Source organism: Georgenia alba, assembly GCF_042665525.1.
GTDB lineage: Bacteria > Actinomycetota > Actinomycetes > Actinomycetales > Actinomycetaceae > Allobogoriella > Allobogoriella alba.
This window is the reverse complement of the sequence record NZ_JBHTCQ010000001.1, coordinates 132,020-155,197: the sequence shown is the minus strand read 5'-3', so window position 1 is coordinate 155,197 and position 23,178 is coordinate 132,020. Positions and strand designations below refer to the sequence as shown.

Annotated in this window: 23 protein-coding genes; 10 read left to right on the top strand and 13 right to left on the bottom strand. The window is 72.9% G+C overall.

The genetic code is table 11. From position 1 onward, the window contains the following. Positions 1-33: 33 nt before the first annotated feature. Positions 34-792: a CPBP family intramembrane glutamic endopeptidase gene (locus tag ACFQQL_RS00745; RefSeq protein WP_465254006.1), complete on the bottom strand. Its 759-nt coding sequence runs from the start codon at positions 790-792 to the stop codon at positions 34-36. Between the two features lie 89 nt (positions 793-881). After that, on the bottom strand, positions 882-1,154 hold the full coding sequence (locus ACFQQL_RS00740) for a toxin-antitoxin system YwqK family antitoxin (protein WP_382390243.1): 273 nt from the start codon (positions 1,152-1,154) through the stop codon (positions 882-884). 39 nt (positions 1,155-1,193) lie between these two features. Between ACFQQL_RS00740 and ACFQQL_RS00735 the strand changes: the two genes are divergently transcribed. Beyond that, positions 1,194-1,859: an HAD family hydrolase gene (locus ACFQQL_RS00735; protein ID WP_382390241.1), complete on the top strand. Its 666-nt coding sequence runs from the start codon at positions 1,194-1,196 to the stop codon at positions 1,857-1,859. A 25-nt stretch (positions 1,860-1,884) separates the two neighbouring features. Here the strand turns inward: ACFQQL_RS00735 and ACFQQL_RS00730 are convergent, their stop codons facing one another. From ACFQQL_RS00730 to ACFQQL_RS00715, 4 genes are all read right to left on the bottom strand, one after another. Beyond that, on the bottom strand, positions 1,885-2,586 hold the full coding sequence (locus ACFQQL_RS00730) for a glycerophosphodiester phosphodiesterase (protein ID WP_382390239.1): 702 nt from the start codon (positions 2,584-2,586) through the stop codon (positions 1,885-1,887). Between the two features lie 7 nt (positions 2,587-2,593). After that, positions 2,594-5,104 (bottom strand): heavy metal translocating P-type ATPase, encoded by a 2,511-nt coding sequence (locus tag ACFQQL_RS00725; RefSeq protein ID WP_465253983.1) that lies wholly within the window; start codon positions 5,102-5,104, stop codon positions 2,594-2,596. 135 nt (positions 5,105-5,239) lie between these two features. Then, on the bottom strand, positions 5,240-5,488 hold the full coding sequence (locus tag ACFQQL_RS00720; RefSeq protein WP_382390237.1) for a heavy-metal-associated domain-containing protein: 249 nt from the start codon (positions 5,486-5,488) through the stop codon (positions 5,240-5,242). A 20-nt stretch (positions 5,489-5,508) separates the two neighbouring features. Beyond that, a complete protein-coding gene (locus tag ACFQQL_RS00715; protein ID WP_382390235.1) occupies positions 5,509-5,790 on the bottom strand; it encodes a metal-sensitive transcriptional regulator in 282 nt (93 codons plus the stop codon). 187 nt (positions 5,791-5,977) lie between these two features. Between ACFQQL_RS00715 and ACFQQL_RS00710 the strand changes: the two genes are divergently transcribed. From ACFQQL_RS00710 to ACFQQL_RS00695, 4 genes are read left to right on the top strand one after another with little or no spacing between them, the layout of a single operon-like run. Further along, positions 5,978-6,778, top strand: a complete 801-nt coding sequence (locus ACFQQL_RS00710; protein ID WP_382393739.1) for a helix-hairpin-helix domain-containing protein — start codon at positions 5,978-5,980, stop codon at positions 6,776-6,778. Positions 6,779-6,837: 59 nt separating this feature from the next. After that, positions 6,838-8,304 (top strand): hypothetical protein, encoded by a 1,467-nt coding sequence (locus ACFQQL_RS00705; RefSeq protein WP_382390233.1) that lies wholly within the window; start codon positions 6,838-6,840, stop codon positions 8,302-8,304. 60 nt (positions 8,305-8,364) lie between these two features. Further along, positions 8,365-9,783 carry a serine hydrolase domain-containing protein gene (locus ACFQQL_RS00700; protein ID WP_382390231.1) on the top strand — a complete coding sequence of 473 codons (1,419 nt, stop codon included), beginning with the start codon at positions 8,365-8,367 and terminating at the stop codon, positions 9,781-9,783. A 47-nt stretch (positions 9,784-9,830) separates the two neighbouring features. Next, the gene (locus tag ACFQQL_RS00695) at positions 9,831-10,481 is read left to right on the top strand and encodes an FMN-binding negative transcriptional regulator (protein ID WP_382390229.1); all 651 of its coding nucleotides are present in this window, start codon (positions 9,831-9,833) and stop codon (positions 10,479-10,481) included. Here ACFQQL_RS00695 and ACFQQL_RS00690 read toward each other — a convergent pair. Continuing rightward, positions 10,443-11,966: a hypothetical protein gene (locus ACFQQL_RS00690; RefSeq protein WP_382390227.1), complete on the bottom strand. Its 1,524-nt coding sequence runs from the start codon at positions 11,964-11,966 to the stop codon at positions 10,443-10,445. The two genes, ACFQQL_RS00695 and ACFQQL_RS00690, sit on opposite strands and share 39 nt — an antisense overlap. 107 nt (positions 11,967-12,073) lie before the next feature. Here ACFQQL_RS00690 and ACFQQL_RS00685 point away from each other — a divergent pair, with 107 nt between their 5' ends. Beyond that, positions 12,074-12,997 carry a Ppx/GppA phosphatase family protein gene (locus ACFQQL_RS00685; protein WP_382390225.1) on the top strand — a complete coding sequence of 308 codons (924 nt, stop codon included), beginning with the start codon at positions 12,074-12,076 and terminating at the stop codon, positions 12,995-12,997. Here the strand turns inward: ACFQQL_RS00685 and ACFQQL_RS00680 are convergent. After that, positions 12,969-13,811 (bottom strand): Nif3-like dinuclear metal center hexameric protein, encoded by an 843-nt coding sequence (locus tag ACFQQL_RS00680; protein ID WP_382390223.1) that lies wholly within the window; start codon positions 13,809-13,811, stop codon positions 12,969-12,971. The two genes, ACFQQL_RS00685 and ACFQQL_RS00680, sit on opposite strands and share 29 nt — an antisense overlap. Positions 13,812-13,863: 52 nt before the next feature. Further along, the gene (locus tag ACFQQL_RS00675) at positions 13,864-14,472 is read right to left on the bottom strand and encodes a DedA family protein (RefSeq protein WP_465254005.1); all 609 of its coding nucleotides are present in this window, start codon (positions 14,470-14,472) and stop codon (positions 13,864-13,866) included. Positions 14,473-14,666: 194 nt separating this feature from the next. On the opposite strand from ACFQQL_RS00675, the gene ACFQQL_RS00670 reads away from it, so the two are divergent. Continuing rightward, entirely contained in the window at positions 14,667-15,638 is a 972-nt protein-coding gene (locus ACFQQL_RS00670) for an aminoglycoside phosphotransferase family protein (RefSeq protein ID WP_382390219.1), read from the top strand. 25 nt (positions 15,639-15,663) lie between these two features. Here the strand turns inward: ACFQQL_RS00670 and ACFQQL_RS00665 are convergent, their stop codons facing one another. Beyond that, positions 15,664-15,891, bottom strand: coding sequence for a DUF6199 family natural product biosynthesis protein (locus ACFQQL_RS00665; protein ID WP_382390217.1), 228 nt, complete (start codon positions 15,889-15,891; stop codon positions 15,664-15,666). Positions 15,892-15,913: 22 nt separating this feature from the next. Then, positions 15,914-16,558: a class I SAM-dependent methyltransferase gene (locus tag ACFQQL_RS00660; protein WP_382390216.1), complete on the bottom strand. Its 645-nt coding sequence runs from the start codon at positions 16,556-16,558 to the stop codon at positions 15,914-15,916. A gap of 83 nt (positions 16,559-16,641) precedes the next feature. On the opposite strand from ACFQQL_RS00660, the gene ACFQQL_RS00655 reads away from it, so the two are divergent. Both ACFQQL_RS00655 and ACFQQL_RS00650 read left to right on the top strand, forming a co-directional pair. Continuing rightward, on the top strand, positions 16,642-17,742 hold the full coding sequence (locus ACFQQL_RS00655; RefSeq protein WP_382390215.1) for a hypothetical protein: 1,101 nt from the start codon (positions 16,642-16,644) through the stop codon (positions 17,740-17,742). Between the two features lie 56 nt (positions 17,743-17,798). Continuing rightward, positions 17,799-18,782, top strand: coding sequence for a hypothetical protein (locus ACFQQL_RS00650; RefSeq protein ID WP_382390213.1), 984 nt, complete (start codon positions 17,799-17,801; stop codon positions 18,780-18,782). Positions 18,783-18,795: 13 nt separating this feature from the next. On the opposite strand, the gene purB is transcribed toward ACFQQL_RS00650, so the two are convergent. Further along, the gene (gene purB, locus ACFQQL_RS00645) at positions 18,796-20,238 is read right to left on the bottom strand and encodes an adenylosuccinate lyase (protein WP_382390211.1); all 1,443 of its coding nucleotides are present in this window, start codon (positions 20,236-20,238) and stop codon (positions 18,796-18,798) included. A 94-nt stretch (positions 20,239-20,332) separates the two neighbouring features. Continuing rightward, complete coding sequence (locus tag ACFQQL_RS00640; protein ID WP_382390209.1) at positions 20,333-22,246, bottom strand: C69 family dipeptidase; 1,914 nt, start codon at positions 22,244-22,246, stop codon at positions 20,333-20,335. A gap of 172 nt (positions 22,247-22,418) precedes the next feature. Between ACFQQL_RS00640 and ACFQQL_RS00635 the strand changes: the two genes are divergently transcribed. Beyond that, positions 22,419-23,105 carry a hypothetical protein gene (locus ACFQQL_RS00635; RefSeq protein WP_382390207.1) on the top strand — a complete coding sequence of 229 codons (687 nt, stop codon included), beginning with the start codon at positions 22,419-22,421 and terminating at the stop codon, positions 23,103-23,105. Positions 23,106-23,178: the final 73 nt, after the last annotated feature.

Below are 23,178 nucleotides of genomic sequence, written 5' to 3'. Positions count from 1 at the left end.
ACCGCAGCAGTGAGCTCGCCGGGCACGTCCCCGTCAGGCGAGTCCGAGGGCGGAGAGCACCGAGTCCGGCAGGAAGGCGTAGCCGACGAAGGCGACCACGTCGATCAGGGTGTGCGCGATGACGAGCGGCATGGTGCGCCGTCGTCGGCGGTAGTACTCGGCGAAGATCAGGCCCATGATCACGTTGCCGACGAACGGACCGAAGCCCTGGTAGAGGTGGTAGGCGCCGCGCACGAGGGCGCTGGTGACCAGGACCGGCACCGGGCGCCACCCGAGCTGCTCGAGCCGTTCGATGAGGTACCCGGCGACCACCACCTCCTCCAGCAGCGCGTTCTGCAGCGCGGCGAGCAGCAGCACCGGGACCGTCCACCAGTGGGAGTTCAGCGTCGCGGCCTGCACCTCCACCGTGACGCCGAGCGCCCGCCCGGCCAGGTAGAGGCCCAGGCCCGGAACGCCGATCACGGCTGCCAGGCCCACGCCGGCGGCGAGGGTGCGCCACGGCCGTGCCATGTCGAGCCCGATCCGTGCGGTGGCGCGCCGCCCGGACTCGGAGAGCAGGTAGAGCGCGAGCGCCACCGGGATCAGCGCGAACCCGATCGAGAGCAATTGGTAGGTCAGGTCCAGGTAGGGCCGTTCGGAGCGGGACGGGTTCAGCGCGGTCGCCTGCTCACCGAGCGGGACGTCCGCCGTCAGCCGGCCGATGATGTCGACCACGGCGTAGACCGCCGACTGCCCGAGGCTGAGCCCCAGCACGATGAGGATCTCGGCACGCAGCCGGGGACGACGGCGCACCGGAGCGTCGGCCGCCCGCGGCCCGCTCGCGTCCGACGTGGCGACGCCCGGGCCGTTCGACGTCACCCGGTGCTCGCCGGCACCGTCGCTCACGTGCGCCCCCGGCTCGACCGCGCCACGCCCGACGACGGTGCCTCGCCCGCCCCCAGGTCCGTCACCTTGTACGGGGCGCCGTGCTTGTCGTACGTGATCCACTCGCCGACCCGCTCGCCGCGGTCGAAGTACCCGGAGCGCTTGAGTGTCCCGTCCGTCCGGTACCACTCCCAGTACCCGTCGAGGACGTCGCCGATCAGGTAGCCGCGCGCGCAGACGGTCCCGCCGCGGTGGTGCTCGACGTGCTCGGTGCGCTGCTCGGAAGGCATGACAGGCATTGTCCCCGACCTTCCAGGCACCATGGGTCGGTGAGCAACGACAGAATCCTGGCCGTCGTGTTCGACATGGACGGCGTGCTGACCGACACCGAGCCCATCTGGGACGACGTGCGCCGCGGCCTCGCCCGGGAGGACGGCGTGCCGTGGCCCGAGGACGCCACCGACCGGATGATGGGGATGTCGACGCCGGAGTGGGCCGACTACCTGGCCACCACCGTCGGCGTGCAGGGTGATGCCGCGCAGGTGGCCGAGCGGGCGATCTCGCGCGTCACCGATCGGTACCGCGAGCACCTGCCGCTCATGCCGGGCGCGGTCGCCGCGGTGGAGCGGACGGCGGGTCGGTGGCCGGTCGGGCTGGCGTCGTCCTCGCCCCGGCGCCTCATCGACCGGGTGCTGGAGATGACCGGTCTGGCGAAGCACTTCGGCGCCACCGTCTCCACCGAGGAGGTGCCGGCCGGCAAGCCGGAGCCGGACGGGTACCTGCGGGTGTGTGAGCTGCTCGGCGTGGACCCGCGTCGCGCGGTCGCCGTCGAGGACTCCTCCAACGGTCTGCGGTCGGCGGCCGCCGCCGGCATGCACGTGGTGGCAGTGCCGCACCCGGCACATCCGCCGGCCGAGGATGCGCTCGCGCTCGCGGACCTCACGCTGGACGGCCTGGACGAGCTCACGCTCGATCGGGTGGCCGCGCTCGGCTGAGCTGGTGGCACGTGGCGAGTGCCGGTCAGACCCTGTCGACCAAGCTCTCCAGCACCGAGCGGCACCAGGCCGGGTCGTCGGCCGCGACGAGGTCGGCGCCGCCGTCCACCGCCGCCCTCACGTCGGGGTCGCGCAGCGCGGTCCAGGCACACAGCCGCACGCCCCGTTCCTGCAGGCCACCGAGCCGTTCGCCGTCCAGGTGCGGGATCTCGACCGAGAGCATCGCGGCATCGAGCTCATCGACCACGGCGAGCTTCTCCGGTGTGGGCCGCGAGGTCACGACGCCGACCGGGAGGGTCGGGTCCGTGTGCCGGACCGTCCGCAACGCGTCGGCGTTGAAGCTGATCATCGTCACGCGGTCCGCGAGGCCGGCCGACCGCACCATCTCGGCCGCCGCAAGTGCGGCGGCGGGGGCCTTGATCTCGAGCTGCACCGGCGTGGAGATGGCTGCGAGTGCCTCCTCCAGCAGCGGGATGCGCTCGTCGCCGGGCAGCTCCACCTGCTGCAGCTCCGCCCAGGTCAGCTCCGCCACCGTGCCCGTCGCTCGGCCGCCGACGGCGGTCCGGTCGACCGTCCGGTCGTGGATGACCACGATCCGGCCGTCGGCTGAGGCATGGACATCGAGCTCGACGACGTCAGCACCATCGGCGATGGCACGCCGGAACGAGGTCAGGGTGTTCTCCGGCGCGACGGCGGCCGCACCGCGATGACCGACGACGTGAACCATCGCGTCCTCAGCCGGCCCGCCGCAGCCGCAGCGAGTTCGTCACCACGATCACCGAGCTCGTGGCCATGGCAGCACCTGCGATCATCGGGTTGAGCATACCCAGTGCGGCGAGCGGGACCGCGGCCACGTTGTAGGCGAAGGCCCAGAACAGGTTCTGCTTGATGATCCGCAGGGTCGTGCGCGAGATCCGGATGGCGGCCGGGACCGTGCCCAGGTCTCCGCGGACGAGCGTGATGTCGCCGGCCTCGATGGCCACGTCCGTGCCGGTCCCCATGGCGAGCCCGAGCCCGCGGCGGCCCGCCTGGGCCAGGGCCGCGGCGTCGTTGACGCCGTCGCCGACCATCCCCACGACGTGCCCCTCGTCCTGGAGGCGAGCGACGACGTCGAGCTTGTCCTCCGGCAGGACCTCGGCCGTGACGTGCTCGGGGGCGATGCCGACCTCGGCCGCGACGTGCTCCGCCGTCGCCCGGTTGTCGCCGGTCAGCAGGTGTGGCGTGATGCCCAGCGCACGCAGCTCGGCCACGGCCGGGGCGGCGGACGGCTTGACCTCGTCCCGCAGCGTCACCACGCCACGGGCGCGTCCGTCCCACGCGACGACGACGGCGGTGCCGCGCCCCTCGGCGTCGCGGAAGGTCCGGGTGAGGGGATCGTGCTCCCCGACGCCGGTGACGCCGAGCTCGGCGAGCCAGCCGGGCCGGCCGACGGCGACCTCGTAGGACGTGGGGTCCTCGTGCGTGCCGCCGTCGACCCGGACGGTGGCCGTGACGCCCCGGCCGGCGTGGTTGGCGAAGTCTTGGACGGTCTCGCCGCTGTGCTCGTCCGCGCCCCGGGTGGCCGCGGTGATCGCCTGCGCGATCGGGTGCTCGCTGGCCGACTCGGCGGCTCCGGCGAGCCGCAGGACCAGGGCGCGTTGCTCGTCGTCGCGCTCGCGGTCGGGGGAGTCGCCGCCGTCGAGCAGCACCTCGGCGAGGCTCATCCGGCCCTCGGTGAGGGTGCCGGTCTTGTCGAGCACCATCGTGTCCACGCGGCGGGTGGACTCCAGGATCTCCGGACCCTTGATGACGATGCCGAGCTGGGCGGCGCGGCCGGTGCCGACGAGCAGCGCGGTGGGAGTGGCGAGGCCAAGTGCACACGGGCAGGCGATGATGAGCACCGCGACGGCGGCCGTGAACGCGGCCTGCAGCGGGCTGCCGAGCAGTAGCCAGGCCGCGAACGTGACGACCGCGATGACGAGCACCACGGGCACGAAGACCGCCGAGATGCGGTCCGCAAGCCGCTGCACCGGCGCCTTCCCGGTCTGCGCCTGGCTGACCAGCCGCCCGATCTGGGCGAGCGTGGTCTCCTCGCCGACCCGCGTGGCGCGGACCAGCAGCGAGCCGGAGGTGTTGACCGTCGCGCCGGTCACCGGGTCACCGTCCGAGACGTCGACCGGGACGGGCTCGCCGGTCAGCAAGGACGTGTCGACGGCGGAGCGGCCCTCGACCACGACGCCGTCGGTGGCTACCTTCTCGCCCGGCCGGACGAGGAAGAGGTCGTCCACGGCCAGCGCGGAGACCGGGACCCGCTCCTCGGTGCGGCGGCCGGCGCCGTCGAGCAGGACGCGCGTGACGTCCTTGGCCCCGAGCGCCAGGAGGCTGCGCAGCGCGTCGCCCGCGCGACGGCGGGAGCGGGACTCGGCGTAGCGGCCGGCAAGCAGGAACGTCGAGACCACCGTGGCGACCTCGAGGTAGATCTCCGGCGCCGAGCCGTGCTCGGCCTGCGAGGGCAGGAGCGTGACCTCCATCCGCATGCCGATCTCGCCGGCGCCGCCGAGGGTCAGCGCCCACAAGGACCACACCGACGCGGCGATGACGCCCAGCGAGACCAGCGTGTCCATGGTCGACACGCCGTGCCGCGCCGCCCGGACGGCCGAGCGGTGGAAGGGCCATGCCCCCCAGGTGACGACCGGCAGGGCGAGGCCGAGCACCACCCACTGCCACGCGGGGAACTGCAGGGCCGGGATCATCGACAGCGCGACCACCGGGACGGTGAGTGCCGCCGACACGACGAGTCGACGCCGCAGGTCACTCGCGCGGTCGACGGCGGAGGTGTCCTCGCCGCCGTGTCCGGCGTGGCTGTGCCCGGAGAGCGGGTCGTGCTCGTGGTGCTCGCCGTGCTGCTCGTGATCGTCGCTGTGATCCTGGTGAGGCTTGAGCCCACGGGTGCGCGTCACGCGTCCGGTGTAGCCGGCGGCGCGCACGGCGCCGACCAGGTCCGCCACGTCCACCGGCTCGGCAAGCGTCACGTGCGCGGACTCGGTGGCGAGGTTCACGGTCGCCTCGGCGCCGGGGACCTTGTTGAGCTTCTTCTCGACGCGGGCGACGCAGGAGGCGCACGTCATGCCGTCGACGGCGAGCTCGACCTCGATGGGGCGGGCTGCGCCGTCGGGGCGGGTGGCGCCGTCAGCGTGGTGCGAGCCGTTGCCGGCGTGGTGCGAGCCGTTGCCGGCGTGGTGCTGGTGGTTCGTGGGTGCGGTCATGTGTGGTCCTCGGATCGGCCCGTCAGGGCGTCGTCCAGTGGTGACGGGGCGAAGGCCGCGCCGTCACGGTGGCGCGCCGGGTCGGGGTCGCGAAGGTTCGCGCGGCCGGCCTGGCGCGGGCGTGTGTCGAGAGGGTCAGAAGTCGCGATGGATCCCGGCGACGGAGTAGCCCGCCTCGTCGACCGCGCCGCGGAGGGCGTCGTCGGCGAGCACCGAGTCGGAGACGACCGTGACCGGCGAGGTGCCGCCGGCGTTGAGCTGGACGGACACGTTCTTGACGGCAGGCAGTGCCTTGAGCTCGGCGGTCACGTGCGCGACGCAGGCGCCGCAGGTCATGCCCTGGACGTCCACGACGGTGGTGCGGTCGATCTCGGTGGAAGTCATCTCTCTCCTCGTCGGGGTGGTCAGGAACGGACCAGTCGGGCGATCGCGTCGGTGGCCTCGGTGACCTTCTCCTGGCCTTCCTGCTCGGAGGACCTCGCGGCCTCGACGACGCAGTGGCCGAGGTGGTCCTCGACGAGCCCGATGCCCACGGCCTGCAGCGCCTTGGTCACCGCGGAGATCTGCGTGAGGACGTCGATGCAGTAGGTGTCCTCATCCACCATGCGCGCGATCCCGCGCACCTGGCCCTCGATGCGGCGCAGTCGGCGCGCGTAGTCCTCTTTCGTGCCGCTGTAGCCCGGCATCGTGTCCTCCGTCCGTGCGTGGTCCTGGTCGTCGCCCTCTTCAGCACCATACCCCTCTGGGGTATTCCCGCGCACCGAGGCACCACCTTCTCCCGAGATCGGCACCGTGTCCGAGGCCGATTTCGGGAGAAGGTGGTGCACCGGGTCGCCTGCCCGCCGCGGCGGTCTGCGGGACCATGTGCGGGTGATGATCCGACCGGCCGAGCTCGACGGGATCCGCTCCGGCGCGATCGACCTGGCCTTCCGGCGCTGGGAGACTCCGCGCGTGCGGGTGGGCACCCGCATGCGGACCGCGATCGGGCTGATCGAGGTGACGTCGCTGGAGCGGGTCGAGGACAGCGCACTCACCGCGGAGGATGCCCGCCGTGCCGGGGCTGCGTCGCTGGCCGCGCTGCTCCGCGGCCTCGAGCAGCGGTCGGAACGGCCGGTGTACCGCGTGGGCCTCCGGTACGCCGGACCCGATCCACGCATCGCGCTGCGGGAGTCGGTGCCGGACGCGGACGAGCTCGCCGGGCTGGCCGGGCGCCTGGCGCGACTGGACCGTGCCGCAGCCGACGGTCCCTGGACCCGGCAGCCCCTGGAGCTCATCGACGAGCATCCCGGCCGCCGTGCCCCGGACCTGGCCTCGGAGGTCGGCCGGCCGACGGCGGAGTTCAAGCGGGACGTCCGCAAGCTCAAGGAGCTCGGGCTCACCGAGTCGCTCGACATCGGCTACCGGCTCTCCCCGCGCGGTGAGGCGGTGCTCGACCACCTCACCGGCGAGCCGCGCACCGATCGTCCCGAACGGCCGGCGGGCACGCCGCTGCCACACGTCGGCGCCGCCGCGAGCCGTGCCCTCGCTGCCGCCGGGGTGACGACGTTGGAGCAGGTCGCCGGGATGCGGGAGGCGGACTTGCTGGCCCTGCGAGGCGTGGGTCCGGTCGCGGTCAGCCGGCTGAGTCGTGCACTCGAGGATGTTCGCCTGGCGCCGATCGTCCAGGACGGATGACCGCCCGGGCCTGTGGATAACGTCTGCGGGCGGCCTCGCAGGCTTCGTAGCGTGCCGCCATGGCACGGATCCTCACCGCGGCGACGACGGCGGCCGCGACCCTTCTCGCCGTCGCGGCGTGCGTGCCGGACGAACCGGGCCGCACGCACCTGGCGCAGCCCAAGCCACCGCTCCCCGACACCCTGATCGAGCCCGCCCGCACGATCGAGGCCGATCTGGTGGGCCGGCCGACGGGTTCGGGGTCCGCGGTCGCCTCGTACGTCCGCGGCGAGAGCGGCCTGGAGATCGCGGCCTGGGACCCGGCGGACGGTGACGAGCTCTGGCGTGACGAGGTCGCGCTCTCGGACGAGGACAGCCGAGCGGTGAACGTCAGCGTCCGTGCGATCGACGTCGACGGCACCCGTCATGTCGTCTATCTCGCACCGCACCCGGATCACGAGAACGCGCAGACCCTCGTCGTCGCGGACCTCGAGACGGGCGAGCGCGCCGTCGAGCTGGGCGTGGACGCGATGGGGCGACCGTCGGCCTGCGGGGAGGAGCGGCCCGAGGTGTGCTTCCGCGGCCGAGTCCTCGACGGGCCCAGTCGCGGCCCGTCCCACCGGATCGACGTGGCCACGGGCGAGGTCGCCCCGGACGCATCCTTGGAGGGTGTGCCGCGCGGCGCCCAGGTGCTGGCAGACGGCGTCTTCGTCACGCCCGAGGTGGACACGGGCGTGGAGATCGTCGAGGCGACGATCGGGCGGGTCGCGGACGGCGACGTCGCCTGGCAGAGGAATTGGTCCGAGGTCATGGGTGAGGAGCACTTCTCGGAGTACTTCGCGTGGGCGTACCACTGGTTCGGCGACGACGAGGAAGGCGTCGCGCTCAGCTCCGAGGGCTACCCGACCATCGCGGAGGACGGCGACCTCGTCTATGAGGAACCCCGGCGACGGGCAGTCGCGGCGGTCGCCGTGGAGGGCGGAAGCATTCTGTGGCGGCACCCGGGCCTGAACGACTGCGTGGATCGCGGGGGCGTCGACGACGTGCTGACGTACTGCCGGTGGAACGCCGGCACCACCCGGCTCGATCCGGAGACGGAGCGCAGGATCACCGCGCTGCCGACCCACATCGACCTCGTCGGCGTCGATCCGGAGTCCGGGGACATCATGTGGGAGGTGCCGTTCGACGAGGAGAACCTCGACGGCAACGGCTTCCGGCAGGGCACCGGCGCCATCACCGTCGTCAGTGACGGGCGCGTCGTCGACGTCGACCCCGCGGATGGCAGCCTCACCGAGCTCGCCCCGTCCGCCCGGCTGCTGTGTCTCGAGCCCCGCGCGGACGTACCCGTCGGGGCGGACGAGGACGCGGGCGCCGGCGAGGCCGCCTTCGTCTGCGACGGCGAACGGAACGCCCTCGACGATCTCGCCGTCCCCTATGGTCGGCTCGACGGCGCGGTGACCCGCCTGGGCGGTTGGCAGTACGTCGTCGCCGGGCGGGACGGGCTCGTCGTCTACGACGCGAGCGGCGCGGTCCGCGAAAGGCCGTGAGCCCGGGTCGCGAGGTGCGGGAGACTTCGGGCCACATCTGAAGTGACCCGAGAGGACACCATGAGCCACGACCCCCTGCCCGTGCTGCGCTCCATCGCCCCGTACCTGGCCGAGTGGGCCACGTTCCAGGCCGAGTACCGCGGTGTGCCCGGCCTGCAGCTCGCGGTGGCGCACCGGGGCGAGGTGCTCGTGGATGTCGCCTGGGGCCGGGCGAACGTGGAGACCGGTGAGGCGCTGACCTCCGAGCACCTGTTCCGGATCGCCTCGCACTCCAAGACCATGACCGCGGTCGTGGTCATGCGGCTGGTGGAGGACGGGCTGCTGCGGCTGGACGACCGGGCGGGGGACCACGTCGCGGAGCTTGCCGGCACCCCGGCCGCCGGCGTCACCGTCCGCGAGCTCCTCGGGCACCAGGGCGGGGTGATCCGCGACTCCTCCGACGGCGACTTCTGGCAGCGCTCTCGCCCGTTCCTCGACCGCGAGCAGCTCCTCGACGTCGTGCGAACCGAGGGCGTGGTCTACGAACCGAACGAACGGTTCAAGTACTCCAACATCGGCTACAGCGTCCTCGGCCTGGTCCTCGAGTCGGTCACCGGGAAGGGCTACGCCCAGCTGTGCGACGAGCTCGTCGTCCGCCCGCTAGGCCTGCAGCGTTCCGGCCCCGAGTACGTCACCGAGCGGGCCGCCGAGTACGCCGCCGGGCACACCGGCCTGACCGCGCACGGGGACCGGCGCCGCGTCATCCGGCACGTGGACACCCGCGCCATGGCCGCCGCGACCGGCTGGTACTCCACCGCCCGGGAGCTGACCACATACGGCGCCGCCCACGTCCTGGGGGAGACCAGCCTGCTCACCGACGCCAGCAAGCGGCTCATGCAGCGCGAGGAGTCTGTGGTCCAGATCCGCGGGCGCGAGGTCGGCCGGTACGGTCTCGGCCTCTCGTTGGGCACGATCGGTGAGCGGAAGGTCGTCGGCCACTCCGGCGGCTACCCCGGTCACATCACCCGGACCTGGATCGACCCCGAGGACGGGCTCGTGGTCAGTGCCCTGACGAACGCGATCGACGGCCCGGCGGACGCCATCGCCACCGGCGTCGTGCAGCTGGTGAACCTGGCCACGGCAGCCGCGCAGGAGGACCCCGACCCGGTGCCGGTCGACCTCGCCGTGACCGGCCGGTTCGCGAGCCTGTGGACGGTGACGGACCTCGTGGACCTCGGCGGCATCCTGCACGCGATCAACCCGCGGCTGCCAGAACCTGTCAACGCCCACGCCCGGCTCACCGTCTCCGGGGACCGGCTCGTCCAGGAGCCGCTTCCCGGGTTCGGCCCCACCGGCGAGCCGGTCACGGTCGAGCGGGACGACGACGGAGCCGTCACCTCGGTCCGTCTCGGCACCATGACCAGCTATCCGATCGAGCGCTTCCGGGGGGCGATGGCGGCCGACGACCCGGCCGCCCTCCTGGACCGGATCGCCCTGTGACCCATTGCCGCACCGGCCGGACCACCCGCCGCTGAGAGGAGAGGCGCATGCTGCCCACCCGGCACTACCTGCTCGAGGACCCCGAGGAGATCCGGGCGCTCGTCCGGGAGAACCCGTGGGCCACCTTCGTCTCCCAGACCTCACGCGGCCTCCTCGCCTCCCACTACCCGATCGTGCTGGAGGAGGAGGCCGAGGGAATCAGCATCGTCAGCCATGTCGGCCGCCCCGACGACAAGCTCCACGAGCTGGCCGAGGGGCGCGAGATGATGCTGATCGTCCAGGGCCCGCACGGCTACATCTCGCCGAGCTGGTACGGCGACGAGACGAACATCCCCACCTGGAACCACGTGACCGCTCACCTGTACGGCGTCCCGGAGCTCCTCGACCCGGAGGAGAACTTCCGCGTGCTGAGCGAGCTCGTCGACCGCATGGAACGGGGCGTCGAGCAGCCGCGGAGCCTCGCCATGGATTCGGACATGGCGCGGGCGATAGCGCGCGGGACGGTCGGCCTGCGGCTCCGGGTCACGCGGTTCGACGCCCGCGCCAAGCTCAGCCAGAACAAGACGCCCGAGGTGCGCGAGCGCATCCGGACGGCCCTGCGGCAACCGGGTCCCTATCGTCATGACCAACTCGCCGAGGAGATGGCCCGGTTCGACCCGTCAGTCCTTCGAGAAGGCGCTCCCGGAACCCGAGCCTGAGCCGTCCATCCGCTCCCGGAACCAGTCCGGCACGTTCTCGGGGTCCCGCGGGAACCGCTTGAGCTCGTGCTCGTAGTCGGACGGCTCGGGCGGCTTGGTCCACTTCTGCTCGTTCGTGCGGTCGATGTTGAGGGTGAGCTTCCCGCCCCGCTCGAGCGTCACGAGAGCGGTGAGCCACGTCCCCTTGCCCGGCTCGTGGCTCGCGCCCTTCATCTCCGCCAGGGCGCGCCCGACGTCGGGTGGCAGGCCCTTGAGGGCCTTCTGCTTGCCGTCCTCGCCCGTGTAGGCCGCGACCAGCTCGCCCCGCTTGCCGATCATCCGCGCGAGCACCCTCGCCTGCGTCCAGCCCGCCGGTGCGACGTCCACCAGGCCCTGCGCGACCCGCTTGAGGGACTCGGCATGCCGGTTCATCGGGTTCTCGTCCGGGTCGGTGCCCTCCGGGACGTTGAGCTTCGGGGTGCTCACGGTCGCCGTCGGACGTGCCGTACCGGCGGGCGGCACCTCGCCGGCTCCCGCCTGCCGCCGCGCGGCGTGCTCCCGGGCCTTCTCGAGCTGCCCCTCGCGCGCCCACGCCCGCGGCACCCGCTGGGCGTAGGCGGGCTTGACGAGGTCGGCCAGCGGGACGGTCTTCTCGTAGACGCCGGCGTCGAGCTTGTCCATGCCGAGCCGCTCGGCCGTCAGCGCGTCGTGCAGCAGCGAGGTGACGTGCGCGACCTGCTCCCCCTCGGTGCTCGGGCCCTGGTCGACGATCCGCACCGGGATGTCGTTCCAGGTCGCGGTCGCATGCATCTCGAACAGCTCGGCGACGTCGTCGGCGCGGACCCGCTTGGCCCACATCCCGGCCTCGGTCTGGGTGAACCCGTCCGCCTCGGGCTCCACGTGCGAGACGAGCGTGACGACGCTGGGCCGGCCGCCCTCGTCCGTGGCGATGTCGGCGGGGAACGTCCCGGCGTCGACCTTGGCGACGTAGCCGACGAGCTTCGACGGCGGTACCGCGCGGAAGGTGTCGTCCCCGAGGTGGTTCTGCCACCCGAACGCGACACCGTGGTACGTCCCGATGAGCTCGGGCTCCTCGGCGTCGGGCGTGAACCGCCACAGCCGGGCGCCGGCGGGGATGCGCGTGTGCTCCATCCACGACAGCGGCACGACGGCGTCGCCCGAGGAGGTGAAGCCCGTCCCGGTGAACGGCGGCTTCTCGATGAACGTCCCGCCGGTCGCCTTCCGGCTCTCGGCGTCGGTGCCGCCCGTGGCGGGCACGACGACGGCGGTCGGCGTGGTGGGCAGGTGCAGGATGTCGATCGGCGAGTCCGGAGAGAACGGCGTGCCGTCGAAGCCGAGACCGTGGAGCTCGAAGAGCCCTGCCGTCGTGGTCACCGAGGCCGCGTCGGCCGCCGGCACCACGTAGCCGGCCACCCGGTCGAGCCCGCGGTCGAGGTACGCGGCCGACATCTGGGGGGTGACGGCCTTCTGGAGGATCGTGCTCATGGTCTCGTTCGGGATCTCCGCTCGGGTGCGCTCGTCATGACTCTAAGGCGTCCTGCGGGCCGGACTCGACCGGGGGCCGGCCCGGACCGGTCCGTACGCTGTGGCCCATGCGCCTGGGCGTCCTCGACATCGGCTCGAACACGGTCCACCTGCTCGTGGTCGACGCCGCGCCCGACGCGCGACCCATGCCGGAGGTGGACGAGCGCTCCACGGTCCGGCTCATGCGCTACGTGGACGACGACGGCGCCATCAGCCCTGCCGGCGTCGAGGCGCTGACCGACGCGGTCCGCCGCGCGGTGAAGGCCGCCGCCAAGCACGACGTCGACGAGCTGATCGGGCTGGCCACGTCGGCCGTCCGGGAGGCGGCCAACGGCGCGACCGTGCTCGAGCACCTCGCGGAGACCGCCGGGGTGAAGCTCCAGGTGCTCAGCGGGCCGGCGGAGGCGGAGCTGACGTTCCTCGCTGCGCGCCGCTGGCACGGCTGGGCGGCGGGCCGGCTCCTGGTCCTCGACATCGGTGGCGGCTCGTTCGAGGTGGCCCAGGGCCTGGACGAGACACCCGAGTACGCCGTGTCGGTGCCGCTCGGCGCGGGTCGGCTCACGCGCGACTTCCTCACCGACGACCCACCCAGCCCCAAGCAGCTGCAGGCGTTGAAGGACCACGTCAAGAAGGTGCTCGCTCCGGTGGCCAAGGACCTTGCCGAGCTGCCCCGGGCAGACCACGTGGTCGCGACGTCGAAGACGTTCCGGTCCCTGGCCCGGCTGTCCGGCCACCAGGTGGCGGTCGTCGGGCCGGAGGAACGCCGCCGCATGCGACTGGACGACCTGCGGGACTGGACGCCGCGGCTGGCCAAGATCCCGGCCGAGCAGCGTACGGAGCTGCCGGGCATCACCGCGGAGCGCACCTACCAGATCGTCGCCGGGGCGATCGTCGCGCAGCGGGCGATGAAGGCGCTCGAGATCGAGGAGCTGGAGATCTGCCCGTGGGCGCTGCGCGAGGGCGTCATCCTGCGCCGGATGGAGCGGCTGTAGCGCGGACCGGACGGTAGGGGTCCGGCACGGCGACGAACTCGACGGGCTCCTCCAGGAAGGTCCGGAGCCAGCGGGCACACTCGTCCATGCCGGCCGCCTCTGACGGCGCGTGCCCGAGCACGACCATCCCCTTGCCGAGTCCCAGCGCCGCCGCGTCGGTGACGTACTGCCCGATCTCCCACTCGTGACCCTCACCGATGATCAGCACGTCGGCGTCCGCGAGGGCGTGCCGGTTCCGCTCGAAGCCGACGAAGCCGGGCTGGACCGCCACCCGGGAGAGCGCCACGGGCATCGCCGTGTCGCCGACCACGCGGACCGCCCGCGCGCCGAGGGCCGCCGCGGCGTGCGCGGCGAGCTGCCCGAGCGTGGTCTCGGCCGGGTGCGCCGGTGCGGGCGTCTCGGGTGCGGGGCGCGCGGCGGCCGGTCCGCCGTCGTCCGCGACGCCCAGGGCCCGGAGCACGCCGGCCAGGATGCCGTCCGGCCGCCGGTCGTGCCACGCGTCGTGGAAGCGCCACACGACCAGGCCGTGCTGCGCCAGGAACGCCGTCTTGGCGGCGTGGACGGGGTCCTGCTCGGAGGCGAGCGCGGCGTCGTCCCCGAGGTGGTCGTAGAAGAGCGGCTCGTGGGTCACCACGAGGTTGGCGCCCCTCTCGACGACGCCGCGCAGGGCGTCGAGCGTGGGCATCATGACGGTCGCGACACCGCGGACCTCGGTGGCCGGGTCACCGAAGACGATGCCGTCCACCGTCCGGTCACGGGGTGCGGCCCCGGTCTCGGTCACGATCCGGTCGGTGATCTCCTGTGCCGTGGCCATGTGCCCATCGTTGCAGCGGATCCTCCGGCTGGGGAGACGGTCGGTGCGCCGGTCAGTCGCTCCCGGAGCCGTCCTGCCCGGCGCGGCGCTCCGTCCGGATCGTGCGCACACGCGCCACCACGAACCATGCGAGGGCGAGGACGACGGCGAGGATCACGAGCTTCGAGAACGTGCCCACGTACTCCTCGACGACGTGCCACTGCTCGCCCAGCCAGTACCCCGCCAGGATCAGCAGCGTGTTCCAGATGGCCGACCCGGCCAGCGTCAGCGCCGTGAACAGCGGCAGGGGCATCCGGGTGATCCCGGCGGGGATCGAGATGAGCGAACGGAAGATCGGGATCATCCGGCCCAGGAAGACCGTGCCCCGGCCGTGCCGGTCGAACCACGCCTCGGTGCGGTCCACGTCCTCGATCTTCACCAGCGGCAGCCAGTTCATGATCGCCCGCGTGCGCCGGCGGCCCAGGAGCGCGCCGATGCCGTACAGCACCCACGCCCCGACGACGGAGCCGCCCGTGCACCAGGCGATCACCTCGAGCAGGCCGAGGTCGCCGCGCGAGGCGGTGAACCCGGCGAGCGGGAGGATGATCTCGCTCGGCAGCGGCGGGAAGAGGTTCTCCAACGCGATGAGCAGCGCGGCGCCGAGACCTCCGAGGGCCTCCATGACGCCCACCGCCCACGCGGCGACCCCGCCGAGGGCGGAGTCCTGGGAGGCCTGGGCGGAGAGCACGGAGGTCACGGGGGACCACGGTACGTTCCCGCCGCGGGCGTCACCTCACGCCTCGGACGGATTTTCGCCTGCACCCCGGGTATGACCCGTGGCATGCTGACGCGCCGCCATTCCCCGGAAGGAGCGTCATGGCCCGTATGCCTGCCGCCGAGGTCGACGTCGACGAGGCGCTCGTCCGGCGCATGCTCGCCGAGCAGCACCCCGACCTCGCGGGTCTGCCCCTGGCGTTGGCGAACGAGGGGTGGGACAACCTCGTCTGGCGGCTCGGCGACGACCTCGCGGTCCGGATGCCCCGCCGTGCCGCGGCGGTGGAGCTGGTGGCGAACGAGCAACGTTGGCTGCCGGAGCTCGCGACGCGCGTGCAGGCGGCCGTCGACATCACCCTGCCGGTGCCGGTGCGGACCGGGCGACCGACGGCGGAGTACCCCTGGTCCTGGTCGGTCGTGCCGTGGGTGGACGGCCGTTCCGCCGCGACGGTGCCCCTCGAGAGCCGTACCCCCGCTGCCGGGCCGCTCGCCGCCGTCGTGCGGGCGCTGCATGTCCCGGCGCCGGCCGACTACCCGGTGAACCCGGTCCGCGGGATCCCGCTGACGACGCGCGACCCGTACGTGCGTGACCGCCTCGCGCGGGGTGCGATTCCCCGCGGCCGGGAGGTCGCCGCCCTGTGGGAGGAGCTGGTGGCCACCGAGGCCTGGTCGGGTCCGCCGGTGTGGCTGCACGGCGACCTCCACGCGCACAACATCGTCCTCGGAGAGGTGGGTGACGCCGGCGCCTCGCTCGGGCTCGTCGCCGCAGGGTCTGATGGCGCCGGCTCCTCGCCCTCCGCTCGTTCCTCGCTCGGGCTCGTCGCCGTCGTGGACTTCGGGGACCTGACCGCGGGTGACCCGGCCACCGACCTCGCCACCGCGTGGCTCACCTTCGACGCGGCAGGCCGGGCGGCCTTCCGCACCGAGCTGACGGGCCGCTACGACGACGCCACCTGGTGCCGCGCCCGCGGCTGGGCGCTCAGCATGACCACCGCCATGCTCGACGGCTCCGACGACGAACCGGTCCTGGCCGCGCTCGGCCGCGAGGCCCTCGCGCAGATCCTCGCCGGTTGAGGCGCCGACGACGACCGACGGGCGACTACCCGTAGAGCTGGGCCGCCGCGATGATCGCGAAGAAGATGGACACGAAGCCCACGACCCGCGTCACGACGACCATGGCGTCCGACGGTTCCGGGACCTTGCGGTCCTTGTACTGCCACCCCCGCAGCGAACGCTCGAACCGGATGGCCGACCGCGGGCTCACGAGTCCCCAGACCCCGATGACGATCAGGAACAGCACCGTCAGGACGAACAAGCCTTCGAGCACAGCGGCATGCTACCGATCGACGTCACGCCCGGTGCAGCGTGTACCGGGCAAGCCGCGGCACCGGGAAGAACCGCAGTAGCGGCAGTCTGGTCCGGTCCGGTGCGGCTCCGGCGAACGGCCCGCCGTCGCGGGCGGCGGCGGCCAGCGCGGAGGCGTCGACCCGGGCGAAGTCGAACACCAGCAGGGCGCCACCAGGACGGAGCACCCGCGCGACCTCGGCCACCGCGGCCGCCTGGTCGGGCCAGTGATGCATGCTCAAGGTACTGACGACCACGTCGAACTGTGCGTCCGGGTAGGGCAGCTCACCGACATCGCCGGCGTCCACGGTGACCCGTTCGAGCGTGGCCGTCCGCCGTCGGGCCACCTCCACCATGGTCTCCGCGACGTCGACGCCGGTGATCCGGGCGCCCGGCAAGACGTCGGCCAGGGCGGCGAGAAGCCGCCCCGTGCCGGCTCCGACGTCGAGCACCGCGGCGCCATCCGGCGCGACCTCCTGCGCCACCTGGGCGACGTCGGCCGCGGCCCGCCGGTACAGCCGCCCGTTCAGCCGGCCGGAGGTGCGGTCGTAGACCTCCCCGTCGACACCCATCTCGCCGGTGCGGTGGAAGCGCCGGTGGAGCCGGTGCAGCAGGCCGGGTCGATGCTCATGTCCGTGATGGGCGCTCACGTCCGTGAGCCTGCCACGTCCCAGGCGCAGTGGGCTCTTCTCCCCATCGACGTGGACACGCGGCCACGCAAGGATCCACGACCATGACAGAGGTCAAGGACGCCGGCGCTCCCACGGCGCCCGAGCGGACGGGTCGCGGATCCGGTAAGGGACGCGGTCTGCTCGTCGTCCTGGTCGTGGCGGCCTTGGTGGCCGTGGGCGTCGCGGTGTGGACGCTGCGGCCGAGCCCGACCGACGGGGCGCGTGACGTCGTCGTGGAGTATCTGGATGCGATCGCCGTGGGGGACGCCGCGCGGGCGAACGGGCTGATGGACCCCGAATACGACCCGATCGAGCTCGGATCCGCCATGCCGGCGGTCCGCGACGGGCGCACGAACGAGGCGATGGCGGGCGCCGAGACCATCACCGACCCCACCGTCTCCGAGGGCCGCGAGCGGTCCGACGGCGAGTTCGCCTTCGACGTGACCTACCGGCTCGACGGCGAGCGGCACGAGTCCACGCTCACCGTGCACGACACCGGCGAGGACCTGATGCTGACCCGAGGCCTGGCCCAGACGTACCAGATCTGGGGGCGGTCGGAGCAGATCTCCACCGGCGACAGGGGCCTTTTCGGCCCCTGGGCGTTCACCGTCGGTGAGGCGGAGGTGGAGCCGCTCCCCGAGGACAGCGATGAGATCAACACCGTCCTCGCGCTCTACCCCGGTGTCTACGACATCGCGCCGACCGGTGGCGATCTGCTGCGCGGCGTGCCGGGCACGTTCACCGCGGCGGGCGTCGATCCGGTGTGGGACGAGGAGCGGGTCGTCCTCACCTTCGAACCCACCGAACGGTTCGAGGAGGAGTTCACGGAGTTGGCGACGGCGGACCTCGAGGAGTGCCTCCACCGCACGAGGCTGTTGTGCACGGGGATCTACGTCTCCGGTGCGCGGGACGGCGAGGAGCGCACGGTGCACGAACCGGTGGCGTGGTCGATCGTGGACCCGCCGGTTCGCACCGACGGCTGGTGTGACGCGACCGCGACCGTCCGCGCCGAGTTCGACGCCACTGGCCCCGACGGGCGGCGCACCGCGCAGTCCGAGGAGATCCCGGTGGAAGGCCTCCTCGCCTGCCAGTTCGAGTCCGCCGACTCCATGTCGATCGGTGACCACCTGGGAAACACCGCATGGACGTCGCCTCCGCGATGAGGCCGGGTCGTGGTCGCGGACGGGCTGGCCGTCGGCTGGCGGTCGCGGTGGCGCCGGTGGCGCTGGTGCTCGCGGGCGTGGCCGCCTGCTCGAGCCCGACCGACGAGGCGCGCGCCGTCGTCCTGCGGTACCTGGGGGCCATCGCCGCGGGCGACCCGGAGCGGGCACGCGCCCTCGAGGCGCCGGGGGTGGAACCGGAGAACGCGTGGGGCGTCGACCATGGGCCGATCGACGGGCTGGTTCCCGAGGCGATGGCGGGCGCGACATCGATCGGTGACGTGGAGATCATCGACAGCGGAGAGGGGCCGGGGCGGGACGAGGCGTGGGTCAGGGTGTCGTACCGGCTGGCCGGCGCCGAGCACACGGACGTCCTCGAGGTCGCCGTCGGCGACCAGGGGACCTGGCGTCTGACCGACACGCTTGCCTCGGTCCAGCAGGTCCGCACGGCCGCCCCGGGAGCCGACCTCGTGCCTGTCGGCGAGTTCGCGTTCTCCGTCGGAGACCTCCGTGCGACCACCTCGGCCGGTGCGCCGACGATGACGGAGACGGCCACGGCCATCACGCTCTACCCGGGGACGTACGCGATCGCGCCCGAGAGCGGCTCGCTGCTCGCGGGTGAGGCAAGCGAGCAGACCGTGGCGAGCGGCGGCGACACCGATCCCGGCACGATCCTGCTCGGCCTCGAGGCCACCGACGCTCTCGGCCGCGCGATCGCCGACGAGATGGGCCACTGGCTCTCGGACTGCGTCGGGCTCAGCCGGAACTACGACTACGTGGTGCACGAGGTGTGCCGGTTCGGTCCGGCCGGCGTGCAGGACGTGCCCGTCGGGTACGCGGTGGTCCGAGCGCCGCAGACGGTCACCATCCGCAGTGGCGGTGGCGCCCCCGGCATCGTGACGGCGTCACTGACCGCCGCGGTGCGGGCGGTCCACGACGGCGGGGAGGAGATCCTCGACCTCACCGGCCAGGCACGGATCGAGCTCCGTTCCGTGGACGAGTTCGTCCTCCTCGAGGACGACGAAGGAACCGCCTGGTTCTGAGCAGTCCGTGGCCTCAGCCGTCGAGGTGCCGCACCAGCCGTTCGGCGAGCCCGGTGTAGGTCCCGGGCTCCAGGGCCAGGAGCCGCTGCTCCACGTCCGCCGGCAGGCCGAGCCCGGCGATGAACTCCCGCATGCCCGCGCCGTCCACGCGGCGCCCCCGGGTCAGCTCCTTGAGCCGCTCGTAGGGGTTCGCCATCCCCTCCGCGCCCGCCACCGCCGCGGCCCGCATGGCCGACTGGACCGCCTCCCCGAGCACCTCCCAGTTGGCGTCGAGGTCCGCCGCCAACGCCGCCGGGTCGACGTCCAGCCCGGCCAGGCCACGGCGGACGTTGTCGATCGCCACCAGCGAGTGGCCGAACGCCGTGCCGATGTTCCGCTGCGTGGAGGAGTCCGTCAGGTCCCGCTGCAGGCGCGAGGTCACCAGCGTGGAGGCGAGGGTGTCCAGCAGCGCGCAGGAGATCTCCAGGTTCGCCTCGGCGTTCTCGAAGCGGATCGGGTTGACCTTGTGCGGCATCGTCGAGGACCCGGTCGAGCCCTGCGCGGAGAGCCGCTGCGTGAAGTAGCCCAGCGAGATGTAGGACCACACGTCGGTGGCGAGGTTGTGCAGGACCCGGTTGAACCGGGCGACGTCCGCGTACAGCTCGGCCTGCCAGTCGTGCGACTCGATCTGCGTGGTGAGCGGGTTCCAGGTCAGACCCAGGTGGGTGACGAAGGAGCGGGAGACCTCCTCCCAGTCGGTGCCCGGGACGGAGATCGCGTGTGCGCCGTAGGTGCCGGTGGCGCCGTTGATCTTGCCGAGGTACTCGGCGTCCGCGACGCGCCGCAGCTGCCGGCGCAGCCGGGCCGCCAGCACGGCCAGCTCCTTGCCGAGGGTCGTCGGCGTCGCGGGCTGGCCGTGCGTGCGGGCGAGCATCGCCCTCGCCGCGTGCTCCCGGGCGAGCGCCGCGAGGTCGTCGACGACCGCGGACGCCCGGGGCAGCCACACCTCGGTCACGGCGCCCTGCACCATCAGCGCGTAGGCGAGGTTGTTGATGTCCTCGCTGGTGCAGAAGATGTGCACCATCTCGGCCACGCCGCGCGACCCGAGCGCGCTCGCCTCCCCGAGGACGGAGGGGGCGGCGTCGAGCCGGCGTCGCAGGAAGTACTCGACGGCCTTGACGTCGTGCAGCGTCTCGCGCTCGATCTGGGCGAGCTCAGCGATCTCGTCCGCGCCGAAGGACGCGACGGCGGAGCGCAGGTAGTCCTTCTCGGCGTCGGACAGCATCGGGGCGCCCGGGAGTGCGCCGGAGTCCGTCAGGTGGATCAGCCACTCCACCTCCACGTGCACCCGGGCCCGGTTCAGCGCCGCCTCGGAGAGGTGGTCGGCGAGCGGTGCGACGGCGGGACGGTAGCGCCCGTCGAGGGCGCCGAGGCTGACGGGCGGGGTGATCGAGGAGAGGTCGACGCGTGCAGGCATGACGCCCATCCTTCCATCGGCCGGGTGCGGCAACCGTCGCCCACCGCTGCAGGCATGCCAGCAGCGGTGGGCGACCGGTGCAGCGGTGGGTGGGTCAGCGGCGTCCGCTCGCCGCCCGCCAGGCGCCGAGGCCGCCCAGCACCGCTCCGACGACGACGCCGAGCACGCCCCAGACCCAGCCGGCCGGTGATGAGCCGCCCTCGGACGGGCCGTCGTCAGCCGAGCCGCCGGAGCCGGTCGCGTCGGGGTTGCCCGAGATGCGCGCCGCCGAGTAGTCGGGCACGTCGGCCGGGTCGCCGTACTCGCCGGCCCGTTCGGTGGCGTTCCCGGCCTGCCAGCCGCCCCCGACGTCGCAGTTCATCCGGTCCCGGGCGGAGACCCCTTCCATGGCCATGGGGAGCGAGCGGCCCGAGGCGGTCGTGCCCGGCGGCACGTCGACCTCCGGCGCGCGCAGGCCTCCGTCCTGGCGCGAGCGGGCCAGCACGTCGTCGAGAAGGTGGTTGCCGAGGGCCAGACCCTCCAGCGCCCGGTCGTAGGTGTAGTCCGTCAGCACCGTGCCCGGGTCGTCCGCCGCGGCGGCCTCCTCCTGGATCTCTCGCCAGTCCGTGATCGACTGCGCCTCGAAACCCTCCAACGCTGCGGTGACCTCGCCGAGGTACTCCTCGGGACGGGAGCACGTGGCGTACATCAGCCGCTTGTACGTCTGCGTGGCGTACTCGGTCGCCTCCTGCTCCGCATACTCCGGAGAGAGGTAGGTGGACGACGCCTCGGCCGTGAGGTAGCGGTGCTGGGTGTACTCGACCGGCAGCTCCTCGGTCCCGATGGCGATCGGGATGTACGGCGCGGTCGCCGCCGCCGTGGGTGCCACCCACAGCGTGCGCAGCGCCGGGTCCACATCGGCCGGCAGCTGCGCGACGTGACCGTAGCCTGACCGGTCGTCCGACCAGCGCGGGTCGCGCACGATCCGCATGACGTCCTCGAGCCGGATCTGGTCCCCGAGGCCGGCGAACTCGCGCTCCAGCGAGATCGGGTTCCGGTAGGGCGCCGGATCCTCCGGGTCGGCAACCTGCCCGACGTCGAACTCCTCCGTGGGGAACGGCTGGCCGTAGACCTGCTGGAGGTCGAACGTCTCGTCGGTCTCCGGGTCGTACCAGCCCTGCTCCTCGGCGAAGGAGACGAGGTTCGCCGACCCCATGTAGTCCGGATGGTCTCCGCCGGCGGCCTCGACGGGGAAGTCCTGGATGTAGCCGGGGTAGGAGACCCGGATCTCGTCCGGGCCGAGCCGCTCGGCGGCCCAGAGGCCCTCGCCGCCGGAGAACTCGACGAAGACCCAGCCCTCGTTCTCATCGGCGAAGAGGTGCGAGTTGCCGCCGTACGTGGTGAAGCCGTGCTCGTCGATGAGGTCGCCGAGGATCTGCACGGCCTCCCGAGCCGAGGTCGCGCGCTCCATGGCGATGCGGGACAGGTCGGAGTACTGCGGGCCCGTCTGGTCCTCCGGCGTCATGTCCCACAGCTCCTCGCGGGAGTTCGACCACACGTCCCGGGCGGCCACACCGTGCTCGTTCAGGCCGCCGTTGGTCAGCGGCGCGGGGAATCCCGCGAACTCGGAGTAGTTGGAGGTGATGTACCGGGCGGTGTGCTCGGCCTGCGGGATCTCGGTCAGCCGGGCGGGCATGTCCGCCTCCGGCGTCGCGCCGACCGTGATCGTGGACCCCTCGGGATGGTCCTGCGCGGGCACGACCTCGACCCAGTGGCTCGACGGCTCGTGACCGAAGCCGCCGAGCATGGTGGCGCCGTCCTGCGTGAGGTTCTTGCCCACGTACACGGCGAAGGACTTGTCGGGGTCACGGGGCGTGGCTCGCTCGGCCGCGGGGTCGGCGGACGGTCCCGTGCCAGGCTCGGCGGGCGGCGCCGCCGCGGCCGGGACGACGGCCGCCGTCGTGGCGAGCAGCAGGCCGACCGCCACGGCGAACGGGCGGATCAGGGTCGGTGGGCGGTGACGTGACACGACACTCCTGGGGGCTCGTGGCGGGCTGGGACGGCCGAGGGCCGCGTGGCGGCCGGCGACCTCCGTGTCGTACCAGGCCCGGGGGAGGTCCTGGCAAGTCCGCCGGCCCGCCTTGACCGCGGCGACGGCGTCGGTTATGCCTGGTCGCAGCGGCGCGACAGAGAGGACTGGCATGACCGGTACGCCGGCTCTCGAGCCGTGGACGACGGCGGACTCGGCACGCCTGGCGGCATGCCGTGCGCACGTCGAGCTGCGCACCGGCCGCCCCCTCACCCCGCCGCTCGACCTCGCCGTCACCTTCCGGCCCGCGTTCGGGCCGGACGAGGTGATGATGGCCGCCGGCCGGTTCGAGTTGCTCAACTTCCAGGCCGTCGGGGACGGCAGCTACCGGCGTGGCGGCGGGCTGTTCCTGGGCACCGGCCCGGTCGGCCTCGCCATCACCGGCGTCGTGGCCGCCACCACCTTCGCGGGCAACCGGTCACGGAAGAAGAAGGCCCAGGAGGACGCGGTGCCGCGGTGGGTCAAGGTCGACGGCGGTCAGCTCGTCGTCTCGGACCGCGGGTTCTACCTGGAGACCCCGCGCGGCCTGCACATCTGGAACTACGAGGACATCCACCAGGTCCAGATGGTCGGTGCGGGCGAGCTGCTGCTCGCGGGCCGCTCGGCCAGCGGGCCCGTCCGCTGGATCCTGCGCTCCGACTGGGCGGAGCTGGTCTTCGTCCTCTGGGTCAACCGCTACCAGCCGAACCACCCACAGCTGGACCGAGGCGCCTGGTTGCCGCCCGGGTGGATCGAGCACGTCCGCGCCCACGGCATGGCTGGGCCCATCGAGTCGGCGTCCGGCCTTCTGGAGCAGTGACCGCGAGGGAGACGGGTGCGGCTTCCGTGGCGCAGTTCGCTCCCTCGGGTGACGCGCCTGTGGTGGAGTAGCC